This is a genomic window from Seinonella peptonophila (assembly GCF_900129355.1).
Classification (GTDB): Bacteria; Bacillota; Bacilli; order Thermoactinomycetales; family Thermoactinomycetaceae; genus Seinonella; species Seinonella peptonophila.
Map to the genome: position 1 here is coordinate 196,071 of NZ_FQVL01000003.1, position 15,563 is coordinate 211,633.

General features: G+C 36.4%; 14 protein-coding genes and 1 tRNA gene. 6 read left to right on the forward strand and 9 right to left on the reverse strand.

All coding sequences use genetic code 11. From position 1 onward, the window contains the following. Positions 1-61: 61 nt before the first annotated feature. The 4 genes from BUB71_RS19515 to BUB71_RS07775 all read right to left on the reverse strand — a co-directional run bounded on the left by BUB71_RS19515 (position 62) and on the right by BUB71_RS07775 (position 4,223). The gene (locus tag BUB71_RS19515) at positions 62-235 is read right to left on the reverse strand and encodes a hypothetical protein (RefSeq protein WP_175552316.1); all 174 of its coding nucleotides are present in this window, start codon (positions 233-235) and stop codon (positions 62-64) included. Positions 236-370: 135 nt separating this feature from the next. After that, positions 371-1,819 carry an N-acetylglucosamine-specific PTS transporter subunit IIBC gene (gene nagE, locus BUB71_RS07765; protein WP_073154275.1) on the reverse strand — a complete coding sequence of 483 codons (1,449 nt, stop codon included), beginning with the start codon at positions 1,817-1,819 and terminating at the stop codon, positions 371-373. A 608-nt stretch (positions 1,820-2,427) separates the two neighbouring features. Further along, positions 2,428-3,366, reverse strand: coding sequence for a class I SAM-dependent methyltransferase (locus BUB71_RS07770; RefSeq protein WP_073154276.1), 939 nt, complete (start codon positions 3,364-3,366; stop codon positions 2,428-2,430). 281 nt (positions 3,367-3,647) lie between these two features. Further along, positions 3,648-4,223, reverse strand: a complete 576-nt coding sequence (locus BUB71_RS07775) for a hypothetical protein (RefSeq protein WP_073154277.1) — start codon at positions 4,221-4,223, stop codon at positions 3,648-3,650. Between the two features lie 342 nt (positions 4,224-4,565). On the opposite strand from BUB71_RS07775, the gene BUB71_RS07780 reads away from it, so the two are divergent. The 5 genes from BUB71_RS07780 to BUB71_RS07805 all read left to right on the forward strand — a co-directional run bounded on the left by BUB71_RS07780 (position 4,566) and on the right by BUB71_RS07805 (position 10,600). Beyond that, positions 4,566-5,294, forward strand: a complete 729-nt coding sequence (locus BUB71_RS07780; RefSeq protein ID WP_073154278.1) for a hypothetical protein — start codon at positions 4,566-4,568, stop codon at positions 5,292-5,294. A 254-nt stretch (positions 5,295-5,548) separates the two neighbouring features. Then, positions 5,549-5,625: transfer RNA gene (locus BUB71_RS07785), tRNA-Pro, on the forward strand. A gap of 958 nt (positions 5,626-6,583) precedes the next feature. After that, on the forward strand, positions 6,584-7,069 hold the full coding sequence (locus tag BUB71_RS07795; RefSeq protein ID WP_073154280.1) for a hypothetical protein: 486 nt from the start codon (positions 6,584-6,586) through the stop codon (positions 7,067-7,069). A 1,479-nt stretch (positions 7,070-8,548) separates the two neighbouring features. Continuing rightward, positions 8,549-8,962 (forward strand): VOC family protein, encoded by a 414-nt coding sequence (locus BUB71_RS07800; RefSeq protein WP_073154281.1) that lies wholly within the window; start codon positions 8,549-8,551, stop codon positions 8,960-8,962. Positions 8,963-9,601: 639 nt separating this feature from the next. Further along, positions 9,602-10,600, forward strand: coding sequence for a hypothetical protein (locus BUB71_RS07805; protein WP_073154282.1), 999 nt, complete (start codon positions 9,602-9,604; stop codon positions 10,598-10,600). Between the two features lie 306 nt (positions 10,601-10,906). Here BUB71_RS07805 and BUB71_RS07810 read toward each other — a convergent pair whose 3' ends face one another. The 5 genes from BUB71_RS07810 to BUB71_RS07825 all read right to left on the reverse strand — a co-directional run bounded on the left by BUB71_RS07810 (position 10,907) and on the right by BUB71_RS07825 (position 14,339). Continuing rightward, positions 10,907-11,488 carry a hypothetical protein gene (locus BUB71_RS07810; protein WP_073154283.1) on the reverse strand — a complete coding sequence of 194 codons (582 nt, stop codon included), beginning with the start codon at positions 11,486-11,488 and terminating at the stop codon, positions 10,907-10,909. 58 nt (positions 11,489-11,546) lie between these two features. After that, a complete protein-coding gene (locus BUB71_RS19055) occupies positions 11,547-11,681 on the reverse strand; it encodes a lasso RiPP family leader peptide-containing protein (RefSeq protein WP_139279025.1) in 135 nt (44 codons plus the stop codon). Between the two features lie 32 nt (positions 11,682-11,713). Next, on the reverse strand, positions 11,714-12,712 hold the full coding sequence (locus BUB71_RS07815) for a protein-L-isoaspartate O-methyltransferase family protein (protein ID WP_073154284.1): 999 nt from the start codon (positions 12,710-12,712) through the stop codon (positions 11,714-11,716). Positions 12,713-13,159: 447 nt separating this feature from the next. Beyond that, positions 13,160-13,498 (reverse strand): hypothetical protein, encoded by a 339-nt coding sequence (locus BUB71_RS07820; protein WP_139279026.1) that lies wholly within the window; start codon positions 13,496-13,498, stop codon positions 13,160-13,162. Positions 13,499-13,703: 205 nt separating this feature from the next. Then, positions 13,704-14,339 (reverse strand): hypothetical protein, encoded by a 636-nt coding sequence (locus BUB71_RS07825; protein WP_073154286.1) that lies wholly within the window; start codon positions 14,337-14,339, stop codon positions 13,704-13,706. A gap of 444 nt (positions 14,340-14,783) precedes the next feature. Here BUB71_RS07825 and BUB71_RS07830 point away from each other — a divergent pair, with 444 nt between their 5' ends. Then, positions 14,784-15,443 (forward strand): FMN-dependent NADH-azoreductase, encoded by a 660-nt coding sequence (locus tag BUB71_RS07830; protein WP_073154287.1) that lies wholly within the window; start codon positions 14,784-14,786, stop codon positions 15,441-15,443. The last annotated feature ends 120 nt before the right edge of the window (positions 15,444-15,563 follow it).

The window sequence follows — 15,563 nt, forward strand, 5'->3', positions numbered from 1 at the left end:
CAATTCCGTATAGGGATCATTTCACTACCCTAAATCAAACGAACGATGATGATAGAGCCGCTCAGAACTGCTTTTCCAGCTCGGCGATCACTTCATCAATTCGATCCTTTTCCATCTCCGTGATCACCTCATCCACCCGTAGCCTCTCAAACCGGCGGTCAAAAATCTGCTGAAGAGTGAGTTGGATCGCCTCGCAATTGTCGCTGCAAGGGGAGAAACCACAGTATTCACACATAAGCTCTCCTCGTATGAGTGAGTCGCTCCAAAACGACTGTCTTGGATTCTCTTAGCGCTTGGCTTTTTGAGAAAATGGCTATTACTATACCAATTTAACACAGGAATAATCCAGATTTACATACAAATCTTGGATTTAATCCTTTCGCAATTGCTCTATTTCATCAGCAACAAACTGAACATTTGTACCCACGATAACATGTAGATGTTGTTTATCGATTACTTTTAACCCAGGAACACCAGTAGCTTTGATCTTCGCTTGGTCAACACGATCCATTTCTTTTACCCGCACACGCAACCGAGTCACACAATTTTCAAATGATGTAATGTTTTCTTTGCCACCAAGTGCTTGATAAATTTGACTTGCCATATATGCAAATTTCGTTTCTTTTGGTTGTTGTGTATGATCAGCATCTATGAAACGATCATCATCTTCCCGACCAGGCGTTTTTAGTTGAAAACGGATAATCAGGTAACGGAACAATACATAGTAGATGACTGCAAAGACGAGGCCTTGAACAATCAACATATAGGGATGACTAGCCAATGGTAATCTTGAACTGAGTAAGAAATCTATTAATCCTGCACTAAATCCAAATCCAGCAGTCCAATGAAACCATGAAGCAATCATCATAGAAATGCCAGTTAATACTGCATGGGTCAGATAGAGAGCAGGAGCTAAAAACATAAACGAAAATTCAAGCGGTTCAGTCACACCTGTTAGAAATGCAGCAAAACCAGCAGCTAGTAACAGTGCTGCCGATTGTTTTTTTCGACCAGTCTTTGCAGTATGATACATAGCCAGTGCGGCAGCGGGTAGACCAAACATCATCACTGGGAAAAAACCAGCTTGGTACATCCCCGTTACTCCTTTGACACCTTTCCCAGACCAGAAGTTACCAATGTCATTAATCCCTGCTACATCGAACCAAAAGACAGAATTTAATGCATGATGTAGCCCTGTGGGGATAAGTAGTCGATTGAAGAAACCATAAAGCCCTGCACCAACTGTGCTTAATTTACTAATTCCTTCTGCAAATAGAACCAAACCAGAATAAACCACTGGCCAAACAAAGAATAACAGTACTGATACACCCAGCATCAGAAAAGCAGTTATAATCGGAACAAGCCTTTTTCCACTAAAAAATGCAAGTGCATCAGGCAGTTTGACTTTGCTAAAACGATTATACATACTTGACGCGATCAATCCTGAGATAATCCCGATAAATGCATTACTCACTTTAGAAAATGCAGGATTTACGTGATTTGTTGTAACTCCTTTCAATAGAGCGACTGATTCTGGGGATAGGAGTGTCGTTACGACAAGAAATGCGACGAGTCCGCTTAATGCAGCAGAACCATCCCTTTCCTTTGCCATTCCAAGTGCTACACCTACTGCAAACAGAATCGCTAAATTCTCAATAATGGAGCCACCAGCTTTTATGAGAAATGCAGCAATGATACTTTTTTTACCCATTCCAAAAGGATCAATCCAGTACCCAATTCCCATTAATATTGCCGCAGCAGGCAAAACTGCAACTGGTAACATCAATGAATGACCGATCCGTTGAAGATATTTCATCAACACCCCTGCCTCTCAATCTTAAAATGTATCCGCTTACATTCTATTCGACTCTAATCTAACGAATTTGAACATCTTGAATCTCCTACTTTCTATTTCCATACCCTGTAATATTGGTAATTAATTCCAATTACTTTAAAAAAGTTTCCTTCAGTATATTAAATTCATTCAAAATAGATGAATTCTTTCGAAATGGTTTCCATCCGCAGCTCTGTTTCGATCTAATTTAGAAACCCCTACAAATGCTCCTTTATCATGTACACGATATATCACCTTCATTTACAAGCAATGTTTCAGCATTTCTTGCTGCCATATGCAATACGCCAAATTTCAGATTTATCTCTTATTTTCTCATCAACTTCATAGATTCTTTCTAAAATCTGTTCACGAATGCTTTGAGCAATTTGAAGGTAAATAGGTGTCGAATTGGCTCAAATATTCATAAAAAGCCCCCTCACTGTCAATTTGTATACACGTATATAATGAATCCCAATCAAAACACAATGAAGAACCGTATCCGAAAATTTGCCTATACGGTTCTGCCTCATTTGATTCGTATAAAGGATTCATCAACTTATTTTTTTATAGAATAGTAATAGAAGTGACCTTGATTAATTAGTCTGTAGAAGGGAATCATCTGAAACTCCCGAATCGGTTTCAGTTGGATTTATCACTGCTTTTCGTTTGGTGAAAAATAGAAATTCACCATTCAAAAGTCGAGCTTTCTTCTTTTGTGGATAAGAAAGCAATAATTGATCTCTTGTATCATTTGTTTCCGTTTCTAACCAATGGTGTTGCTTAAAAAATTGACCGATCTGTTCCGAACCAATTCCCCAAAGAAAGGGTTCATGAAAACGATTGGGGTTGAGCCAGGACGATTCAGCGAATGCTAATTTTCCACCTTTCAGAGGTCGCATAGCTGTTCCAAGTAGAATTAGCTCTTGGTTTGAGCTCTTACTGATTTGATCTAAAAGCTCGTTAATCTGTTCTTCCGAAAGATACATCAATAAACCTTCAGCTATAAAAATAGTCGGTTTCTCTTCTAATTCTTTTAGAAATGGAAGTAAACGATCCTTTGTAAAATCGATGCTCTTAAAAGAAAGATTTGAGTGAATGGTGCCATGTTTCATAAATGCTTCTTTTTTTAATTGCTGCGTAGCAGGATGATCGATCTCTATCCATTCAATATCAGGATGCTCTGTGTGCATTCGATAAGCTAGGGTATCATAGCCTGCCCCTAAAATCACAACACGCTTCATACCATTTTGAATCGCTTCTACCGTTCGGCGCTCAAACCATTGCTTCCGTAGTCCTAGATGTAATGAAGTTCCTGGCAGAATCACTCGTTCTGCTGCACGCATATATGCTCGTAGCCATCGAGACTTCATCCATTGCAACGCTTTGGCACCAAGAGGAGTTGAACCCAAGCACCAACGCATTGGGTCAATCGCCTCTTTGGGCACAAGATCTTTCCATTTTTTATCTTCTGCTAACATCAAAAGATGTTTTATAACGGATAATGCTGTCATACTTGGTTCATTTTCTTTCATTACCTCGTCCCCCTATTTTCAAATTAGTTATAATTATATACATTGTTCATGAATTTAGACAACTAAATAAACTAGGTTGATTACAAAATTTTCTGTATCCAAATCGTGGAAAGTAACCATTCATCTTTACTGTAGTTAGTGTATAAATTCAGCTTGTAGACAACACCGTGAACTGCTTAATTGTGGTTTACGGCGATGCTCCAATCCGAGCTTGCCAAGATGCGTGATTGAAAGCAAAAGAGACTTCATTTGTTTTACACAAATCAAGTCTCTTATCTCGACTAGCGACCACGATCTTCTTTTGGCTTCGTCAAACCAAGCTTATCTATTCCATAACCTTTGGCTTTATTTAATCTATCTCGAAATCCTTTGGTTAACGTATGATTTGATGGTGTTGATCGACCATTCTTCAAACGAGTCTTGTTTGGTTGGGCCACAATTGATTGCAGTTCCGGGAAAATTTCTTCCCATAGATACTGATCAAATAAAGCAGGATTGCCCTCTTCTTTCGCTTTCTCATATAGAGCTAACGTCTCTGCAAATTCCTCCTCAACTTCTGACATCGCTTTCATTTCTTCACGCTTTGACCATTCACCCACTAATCCCTTTAAATCGTTTGGCAAGTAAGCTTCCATCTCACGCTCATAACGTTCTATGGTCGCTTCAAGGTTATCGACATTTGACCATTTACCCACTAATCCCTTTAAATCGTCTGGCAAGTAAGCTTCCATCTCAAGCTCATAACGTTCTATGATCGCTTCAAGGTTATCGACAGCAGATTGTCTCTCATTCGACTCAATTGAAGGGGACAATTGCCCATCTAAACGCGTTTGTAGCTTTCCATCAGATGGTTTCATAGATCATAACCTCTTCTTTGAATTCGCCTTTACCTGAGGTCGCCTAAGTTTGATATTTTTTTGCTATGGGTTCGATGTATTTGTGAAAATTTTTTATGAGATATTATTTTCTCCATTATATATGAAATTGCAAGAAATATCAGTTGATGATACTAATATATTATTATTATTTCGATTGTTTTCTATTAGTTAAAAAATATTATCATGCTCATCTCTTTTACACCGTTATTCCAAAATTAAAAAAAGCCGAATAATCTATACACAAAAAATATGAACTAGTCCGTATTATATTAGGAAAAGTCATTTTTCATCAAATTACATAGTACAAAGGAGAGTTTTGTTTTGAATAACCTCAAGAAAGTTGTCTCAACATTAGCATTAACAACTGCACTATCCTTTCCGCTCAGCGCATTTGCACAAGATATAAAAGTACCTGTCGAAAAATCAATCACTGCTGTTCAATCTCATGCTAATTTAAACTACCAATTGCAAGCGAATACAAAAATAAAGGGAACTAATGTGGAAGTTTCTATTCAATTAAAAGGTGGATCAGCTCTTGCTAGTCACCTAATCAATACGAAAAATTGGGAAATTGTAGACCAACATGGATCCGTATTACCAGCAATAAAAAGTGTCCATGTTAAAAATAAAACAATGGTCATCTTGATTGCGAAGGTAGAAAATCTAAAACCTAGCATTCAATATTGCTTTAATATCCGCTTGAAAGGAAAATTAGAAGAGAGTCTTGCCAAAGCAAAAATCAAACTAACAGGTCAAAAAGGTCTAGTCTGTGCAACAACAGGTAAGCCAACTCCAGATCAAAATAATCCAAAACCTGACACGCCAAAAAACCCTGATCAAGACAATCCCAAACAACCTACTCCAAAGGATCCAAAAGGTAACGATCAACCAAAACAACCAAATGATAAAAATGACCAACCTAAGAATCCAAAAGAAGATCAAAAAACAGATACACCTTCAGATAAGAACCCAAAAAAGAAAGAGTCTGATACATCAGCAGAATCAAAAACAGGAAATGGCTGGCTTGATTGGTTGCTCAGTATCTTCTAATTGAGAAAAGAGGGCAACAACGCCTTATTAGATATAGTGAAACACCTCTGAAATCACTTCAGAGGTGTTTTCTTATAGATATTTACTATCCTGATAAATCCGATATAATGAAAAGACAAAGTCCTTGGAAAGGTGTAAAGGACCCCTTCACGATGGTTTGAAATCGTATTTTAATTTACAAAAATAAAATGAATAAAAATCATTGACATTTAGAATCCTATATGATAGATTATTAAATGTCGCCAAAACAATAACGGGATGTGGCTCAGCTTGGTAGAGCACCTGGTTTGGGACCAGGGGGTCGCAGGTTCGAATCCTGTCATCCCGACCATACAGCTAGACAGAAGTCGCTTATGCGGCTTTTTTTGATGTTTACAAACCAAATGTATAACTTTTATTAAATACAGTGTTTGCTTTTTTGTTTTGTAAGTAAGTTTCATTGAAGAAACATCAATTTGTCAAGGAGCACAAAATAGGAGTGAAACATATGAATTGGGATACCATTACTTTTTCTGAAGCTCTACTTTTCATAAATAACTCGATCAAGATTATTGTGTACTTAGCAATACCAATCTTTATTAGTTTAACAATTGCCTTCACGATATCAAAACACGAGACTACACGAAAGAAACTTAATATAAGTTTATGGCTAGTTGCAATTATTACGCTCATTAGTATTATTTGTAATTTATCAATTAATATATATCTTTAGTCCCTGCAATCTTAAATCTAATACCTTTAACACAAACGCTTGTCTGAATTCAAATAATTCCGAATTACCTTGGGTTCTACATCATTTTTTTTGATGGTTGAGCACCTCTTTTCACCACTTTTTTTCTGTTTTCTACCTAAAAACCTGAATCGCCACTAGTTGATAAACTCATCACCAAAAGATTGTAAATAATCGCCTCTAAGCATTACAAGCACCACTTATTTCAAGGTTATAACCATTAAAAACTCCGGATGTAGTCGTTGCCAAAACTATGCTTTTGCTACTTGACATCGACAATTCCTTCTTCATCCGCGGTGATGTCAGATCAATATGATGTATGAATATTATATCTGCCATATATTTTGCTTGTTCATGTGTTATATCTATTTCTAATACGTCAGATAGATGTTCTTGAGTTTAGGACTCTTAATAGGGCAGAACCAGCAACTGAGCTGCAAAGTGCAATTCGCCCAATAATTGGATATGAAGAAGCATAGTTCTACGATAAAAATCGATTTATTTATAGATTACAATGTTATTCATCGGAAATATATTGTTAAAAGAGGAGTGTACTTAGTTGAAACCAGAATTCATCATGGAATCAGGTATTGGGACAATTATTAGAAATCTACTGACGTGTCTGTTTTATTTCTTCATTCCATTTATCAGTTTTATGGCTTTTTATACGCGTGGCTCTGATAATCCTGTTTATTACTTTTTCAGTATTCTTCCTGCTTTAGCAGGTATCTTGTTCATTAGTTTATTTTTAATAGAGTTGTACTGGTTGATCACTAGGCGCCCAGTTGCGGAAGTAACCAATGAAGGAATTTGGATTTATAAGTGGAATAATCGAGAATTTCATAGTTGGGAAGGTGTAAAGAAATTTCGATTTAAGATTAATAAGTTTGCACGTGGAGCTGGCCTTGTTGAATTTTATGATAAACCAGGTAATCTTTTGTTTGATTTGGATACATCCCGCGCTAAATGGCATCGTACAGAGGTAAGAGAAAAACTTAGTCATTATGCCAAGTGTATCAATAATAATAATCAACCCTGGACTTAAAGCCTTTTTATCGGTCTCTGTCCTGATCTTCTAGCGTTTATTACCTAGTGCTTGTTGGTTCTGTCTCCCTTGCCCTACAACAATTTCTATTACTTCCTCCTCTGTAGTTCGGATTTAGTCCATAATAATTATTTTCCCATTTATTAGGAAAATTGCATATCAAGCTCTTTAGAACTTTGAGTAACCGAAGTGAACCCGCTATGCATAACAAACAAATGAAAAAAATACAGACAAAATTTCTCATCTATTATCACCTCTTATATTCGAAACACCATAGAGATTCATTGGAAATATGGCTAATAAAATTTAAAATTCACCAAAAACACTTCTTCATTTATATATTCCCGCTGATTTTCTTGTACTAGCTTAGCTTATTCAACCTCTCCTTTTTAGTGAGCAAAATTAACTAAGGTAATAATTTTATAGGTAATTTATGAAAACGATCCATTATATTAAATCCAACTTAGTCACTTCCATTTTTCTGTCACATACCTAACTCGGTAAATAAATTCAGAGTATTTCGCTGAATACAAATTTAATTGGTAAACTTGATAATTAAGTGTCTAGTGAGGTATAGACGATAGGTTCAAAGGAACCCATGGATCTTTTTGTAAATCAACTACTTTTGAGATAATCTTCATATCTCTAGTTGATTTTATCTTTTGTCCTTTTTCATAAAGGCTACCTTCTCCTCTAATTTCAGCTTCATTTGGTTCAAAAGCTTTTATTTTTCAACAGGATGAGTAGCTAAGAAGGTCGTATCTTGAGAAGGTTCCTTTATCTTCTGTTCAATAGCGAGTCGTGAATAAAAATCTTGAATCGATTTGATTAGATTTTCATGATCTATTAATAATTCCATGAATTCCGTTTGGAAACGAGCTATCAATTCTATCGCATCTACTGAACTTGAATCATTGATTGACTTTGTTTAATGGTCTCCATCTTTTTCTACATCACAAATCAAGAATATTCTCCCCTCTTCTTAAAAGGAACTTTTGCCTCATAGATGCCATCTGAAATGTAGTGTCAATAGTCTGTTTAGATAAGGAGGTTGTTCTCAAAGCATCTCCAAGAGCTTTGATTCTATTATTCCAAGTCATAAATGACATGGCGAAAGCGTTCAGATGGTTGCGTGTTTCTCGATCCACTTTACAAGAGGTCACAAGGCTAGTCATTCTTTAAAATCGTCAAATGCTTGGAAACCACAGTGCAACCTATTGAAAAATATTCCGTCAGCCAATTGAGCTGCTGTTCATCAGTCTATAAATCCTATTTGATATGAACTAGAAGAAACCACATCTCCCAGTGAAAGCAGTCTATTTTTATAAATCTGGGATATGGAACATGCCCATTCAAGCTAAATATATTAAGAGGAATACTCAATATACCTTGACAAGAATATTCCCCATTTGGTATATTTGGACTATGCAGTTGAGACTCGTTCGGCTGCAATCAAAATTTATGATGAGGTGACTAACGATGGTTTACAAATCGAACTATATGTACGTAAACTTGCCTGTGAAAGATTTGAATAAGACGAGGGAATTTTTCAGCAACATCGGCTTCGAGTTCAATCCCCAATTCTCCGACGATAAAGCAGCCTGCTTGATTATCAACGACAATACATTCGTTCAGTTGCTCGTAGAGTCGTATTTTCAGGAGTTCATCAACAAGCCGATTGCAGATGTCACCAGTACTGCTGGAGGGATAATCGCACTCTCTGCAGACAGTCGGGAGCATGTGGACGAACTGGCAGACAAGGCGTTGGCCGCCGGTGGCAAGCAGTCCAAAGAACCTAAGGACCATGGCTTCATGTACGTCAGAAGTTTCGAGGATCTTAACGGGCATCTGTGGGAAATTGCCTATATGAACACTATGCCTCCACAGGAGTAAGATTGCGCTCACATCGGTGTTGCACACAACCGGAACAACCAGCGCAAAGCGTCAGCAAGAGATTTAACACCTACCAATAAATAATTAGTGCACATCACGAGGCATTATCAAAATAAGCGAATATAAAACAAATTCATTTATGGAAACAATCAAAAACAGATATTCAAAGGAACACAAACAGCCCACTGTCGTATCGAATTGACATGCGGGCTTATTTTTCCCATTATATGGCCTGGTTGCCCTTAATCTCTCAATTGCTGGTTCTATGTAAAAATTCATGTTTAATCTAGAAAAATATCCTTTACTCCTCATTACAACAATACTACAAGTATTTGGTTGCAGTAGGTGAAGTTCAAATTGTCACGATTACCGGTGGAGCCAGGTGGTTGAGCGTAACTGCCTACGATCAGTCATTTAAGACGTAAACTTGAATCTACTGACCATCTTGTTATAAAAGTTAGTAGCGAGAGTGTACGAGAGAAACGAATCACAATTAGACCGAAAGGAGTAGAAGCATTGACCCTTGTAAATCCAAAATTGGAAGACATGTTTGCATAGCAAGAATCCCCTTGCCAGAACGAGAGCAATTTATGAAAACGATAGATAAGTTACAAATTAAGCTGAAAAGGAGAGTGAAACATGCTAAACAGCAAAAGTAAACATTACTTGTATGCGGTTTTTGGTTATATAGTCATATCTGCGGTTAGCTACATCTTATTAAATCAATTCGGGGCGCCTTTTGTCGCACATCAACCTCTTGTCAAAGACGCTTCGGCTACTGATCGATTTTGGGATCTACAGGCGGCTGCCCTTTGGGGGCTAATCCTCATTGGTATAATTGTAATAATTACACGTAGTTATCGAAACAAACAGCTGAATTCGCCTGATAGAGTATCATCAAAAAAAGAGATTTTCCTATTATTGGGCTATATGGTGTTTGCCCAGTTATTAGGACTTGGAATAGGCAAATTATTCGATTTTCATGCAATCAGTTTCCATTTAGCGGGAAGTATTTATGGGAATCATGGGAAAATTATGCTATCTGAAATGCTCGTTTGGTCATGTTATAACTTCATCATGTATGTTGTTCTGCCTCTCGTATATTTTATTTCAAAAAAAGGTTATACACTCTCGCAATTGAATATCATATCGAACAAAAATATACTTCGCGATATGACTGTGATCATCATTATTTTAATCATAGAATCCATTGTACAATTAGAAGGTCTATCCGACGCATTACTCAATCTGTCGCCAAGACAAATCATTTTCGGAGGTTTTATGGCCTTTATCTTTAACTTATTCGGAACCGCGATCCCTACCGCAGTTTTTTTATTCGCCATTTTATACCCACGATTTAAGGCGGTCACAAATAGCGCCGTTACCCCAATCATACTCGGAGGGCTCACCTATACAGCGTTACATTTCTTTGATAGTTGGATGGTCTTTAGTAGTTCCGGGGCCTTTTTAGCATCACTAAGCGCTTTATTCATGCAATATTTCATGCCTGGTGTTGTAAAGTCAGTCCTTACGGATCGAACCGGAAACCCTTGGGTGCATATGTGGGCATATCATGTATTCGTCCCACATGTTATAATTGATACCCCTCATTTCGTAGATTCATTTAATATTCAGTAATTGAATTTATTTTCATAATATACTTATCTACAAGACTGGATAATAAGATCTGAGGATGCAGCAAAGGTTCGCAAAAAATTGAAAATAATTCATATATAAGATGCAATTGAAACCCAAAGCATATAAAAAAAGAGAGTTGGATCATCCGTCCAACTCTCTTTTTTTATAAATAGTAGAGAGAATGAGTTTTTCATTTGATTTCTATCTATTCAACCAATCTCTATCATCTGAGATTAGTTGAATAGATAGAGGAAGAACAAAATTCATTGGCACGAGCGTTATAGATATATTTGATGTCATCCACTTTTATTTCGCAAATGTTTCGACACGGATAGAGGAGATATAATTATTAAAATTAAAGTCCTTTAACTTGGGTATCTTGTATCCACATTTGGCTTCGAAATAATTACCCTTGTGATTAGGGAGATCAAAAAGTGTAAGTAGTGAAGATGGATCAGTATCCTTAGAACAGATTGATTGTTGGAATAGCTGCATAAGAGGTAATTGATTGGAACTATATATATGATAATTCTCAGTCTCTACAAAAAAGAGCGGACGTAAGGATGCCATATCGGTAAACAAGAAAAGACAACCTTGGTCAAAAATGATTAAATTATAATCTCCAGGAATTTCTGTAAGCGTTGCATATCTTTGATTCTTTATTGCTTGTCTCAACCATTTTTCAATGTCTTTATCGTCTAAAAAGCAATCACCAACAATCAGCAATTCAGCTCCATTCGCTTTAAATCTTCGTATCTCGCCTAATCGCCATTTCCCACACAAATAAAATAAATGTCTTTCTCCTAAATCTAGTTTCTTACTATTCGTAGGAACAGGAAAAAATTGTTCTGGATTCCGTTTTTGGTAAATTCCACAAAAATACTTCACTGAACCTCACCTCAGATTAGATGGAAAAGGTATGTCGCTAATAGCGACACACCTATATTTAATTGTAGTATTGCTTTAGATCAGCAGTATCTTCAAATTTACTACCTAAAGTGCTTTTAACAAAAGACCCTAATACAAATAACTTAGGAGATTGATAAACTTTTTTGGTCGTTTTTTTCGTTGGTTTTGGCATGAGTAATTCCTCTTTCTAGTGCTTTTTTTACCTCAATCAATCTTAAAAGCTGCTTGAACTACCGAAACGGAATTGATTTGTCTGACAATTGGTTTCAAATTATCCATTCCTGGATGCCCTATCGAACGCCATTCCTCCAAATAATCATTTAAAGTAAGAGTACCATTTTGTAAGCATGTTCGTTCTTCAGAAAGTAAGGCGTAGCTAGTTGATGTACTAACACCAATCATCCCCATTGGAGCAAAATAAATCGTTGTTAATTCGGTTGGTTGTTTTACGAGGAGAAAGGCACGAAAAGCATCGTAATTCTCACCCCCCTTCAGTGGACATTTGAGGATAGCACTATTCTGAAGTTGCATCATCCACTGTCTCCGTTGATCCAAGGGAACCTGTTTCATCCATTGGCTACTAGCCCAAGCACCCACTTTCTGTTTTTCATGTAAAACAACATCTGCTCGTAATTCAGGACCAAGCGAAGCGTAATCAGGTGTTTCGTTCATGCAAATATAAGCTCCTTGGATTAACTGCTCACCTACTATCTTTTTGTCGTACTTTCTCAAACGAGCAATTGCCATTGATTGTGCTAATGGAACAAGCATAAAAGGGGCAACTATAATCCCACTGTTCTTCAACTGATCAATCCATTGCTTGGGCAAATGATCCGCCGTTGCCCAAGCAATGATTCGATCAAATGGGGCAGTTTCTGTGTGTCCTTCCCGCCCATCCCGCGTGATAAGTGTAGCGTTTTCTATGTTATCCTCCATCAGTCGTTGCTGTGCCCTTTCAGTAATTATCGGATCGATATCAAGAGATACTACATGTCCTTTTTCGCCCACTAATTGTGCAATCAGCGCAGTACTATATCCTGAGCCTGTTCCGATTTCTAAAACACGATCTCCAGGTTTTACCTCTAATAACTGAAGTGACTTTAAAATGGCACGCGTCGCCGTACTCTGCGTTAGTGGATTACCATCCTCTGTTAGAACATAATGATCACGGTCAACCATTCGAATTATCATTTCTAAATTCATTTTCACCTTTTCCTTTCTCATAATAAACTGAGGGATTTCCCCAAAAACTGAAACTAATTTTCTCTAAAAGCAGTTTCAATGCTTGTCCGAGAATCCTTTTTTAAAGCGTCAATGCTGAGTCTTTTGCTCGAAACTATCTGTCCTAATCCCCCAAATCATAAGAAAATAGGCTCTTTTTTTGTCTAATTAGCACATTTATCCACATTTAATTTATTTTCTATTTTAAATTTTTGTAAAATAACTTATTTGCTGATATTCCAGTAACTAGAAAAAAAGCATGATTATGAACCCATTTATTGAAAAGTGGATTAAAGAATAGGTTTTCTAAAAGAAATGCGACAAGAAAATAGCATCACATTTACGAAATCGCGATTAAATTGAACCCCGAAGTGCAATTCACCCAAACAATAGAAGTTGACTTATGGCTATTGATCCTCTGCTTAGTAGCTATTTGCTCCTATCTAGTGATCTGTTCATAATGATATTTGCTCCCCATTTTGCTGCCTTTCTTGCAGCCTCTCTTTCACGTTCTGTTAGTCTTGGGTCAGTTGCACTTTGTAAAGCTTTCAAAAATTCGAGTTTAGTTAGCCTATCTTCTTCCGCTGGATCTAGAGGTTTATCATCTGACCAAGGATTTATGTTTTCGCTCATGTTTTTCTCCTCCTTATACTTCATTCCGACTTTACTCATAACCCTGTAGAATGCTGGTTTTTTGGTTATTTCCTTTGCACATATACGATTTAATCCTAGCAATTCGAAACCAAAACCGACTACCGGCTGCCTCATTAGCAAATCCTAGTCTCCAGTATGGACGCTCCCTCCAAAAGGCTAATTCCTCCTGATTATTAGATTTGGAAACACGTAAACTAACAAACAATCATTGAAACACTATTAATTAAATCCTAATCCTTCGCTTATTAGGAAAAGCAAATAAATAATTCGATCTATTCTTCGATCCACTTCTATATTTATCTACATTTTATCTCTAGACTTATTGAGGCAACAATGAGCTTGATTTCGGCAATTCATAAAAACGATCCATCGAAGAAAAACGAACATACTCTTTGTTGTTCATTTTCACATATGGTATAAAACGATAGAAAATAGGATGCTTTTTAGAATAGTAACGCAGTGTATATGATCTATAATTTATTTGGTGACCCGATTCATTTAGATGTAATGAAATCCATTTACTGTTTTTTAAATTGAATATTGTAGATATTATTTTTTGATCTTCAATTTTTTTTAGAATTTGGCCTCCATCATAAGCATAACCATCTCTGATTTCCATTTTATAAGGCTGAAATTCTTTTTCTGTCATATTGTGATCACCTGTGTCTATTTTAATTGAAATGGTCCAATATACCCTTGCAATAGACAGATCCCCATCTTGAACTGCCACCCATTGCTTTAGATTATATCCTTCGATCTCCATAATTTTAATTTCCACTGTATTAACATCAATCCGACCCAATTTTCTTCCTAGATGCTTTGAATCGACAGACACTCCCGCAGCATAATACTTTTTCCCTCCATATTCCAACCAACCATTACCTGAATCATAGTTGCCAAAAAAAGAACAACTTGTACATAGAATTAATAAAAGTAGTACACTAATCTTTTTCATTTCTCTCTCCTATTTCTATTCATTTATTTCAAGTATTTTAATCTCATTTTTGATATAAACAGTCTTTTCGACACAAACAGTGCACATACCGTCTTTTAAACTTATACAATTTAATTTTCGTCATTTACATATTTTTAACTTGAAAATTTTTAATTTAGAAAAAGAAATGTTAAGGTCAATATTTGATAGCAGAGTGGAAAATGCTACTTAACCTTCATTTATCTGAGTAATGCGCATCTATAAAACAAACTCCGCCCAGTATCCCCTGGATCAGATTTACCCATGTACTTATAAAAAGTAAGTAGGTTTATTTAATGAAATAATATATAAAAACATTGCCTACTTTCATTTATATCCTTCTCAAAATACAATAACAACGTGATCATTATCCTACGCTAATGAAATAAATCAAATTGTTATTTGTATATTTTAGGAGGTTTTACCATGTCTACAGTATTATTTATCAAAGCGAATAATCGGTCAGTTAAAGAATCAATTAGTCTAAAACTATACCATTCATTTTTGGAAAGTTATCAGGAAACACATCCCCATGATCGTATTATTGAGCTCGACCTATTCAAGCAAGAATTACCTTATTTGGATGCGAATTTGGCGGATGGTTTAACCAAAGTCAAATTTGGTATCGAACTTAATGAAGATGAACTAAAGGCCATTCGGATTGCTGATCAATATCTAGATCAATTTTTGGAGGCAGATAAAGTAGTGATTGCTTTTCCTTTATGGAATATGACCATACCTGCTGTGCTACACACGTATCTTGATTATTTGAACCGAGCTGGTAAAACATTTCAATATCAATCACCAAAAGCGATAAAAGATAAAAATGATCCCTTTGCAGCTGCAACGGGACTGATACCAGATAAAAAAATTGCTTTACTGAATGCAAGGGGAGGCTGCTATTCCAAAGAACCATTTGCTAAATTAGAAATGGGCGTGAATTATGTAAAAAATAACCTTGGATTTTATGGCGTGAAAAACATAGAAACAGTCATTATAGAAGGTCATCATCAATTTCCTGATCAAGCTGAAGAAATTATTAAAACAGGACTAGAAAAAGCAAAAATAGTAGCTAAAAGCTTCTAAAGAATCTTTTAGACTGATGAAAACCCGAACGAGCGGGTGGAGAGGTAATCGACAAAGAGCCACTTCCGGCGAAACTTAGCGGAATGGCAGCAGAAGCGGGATTTTCTCTTCGAGGGTCGA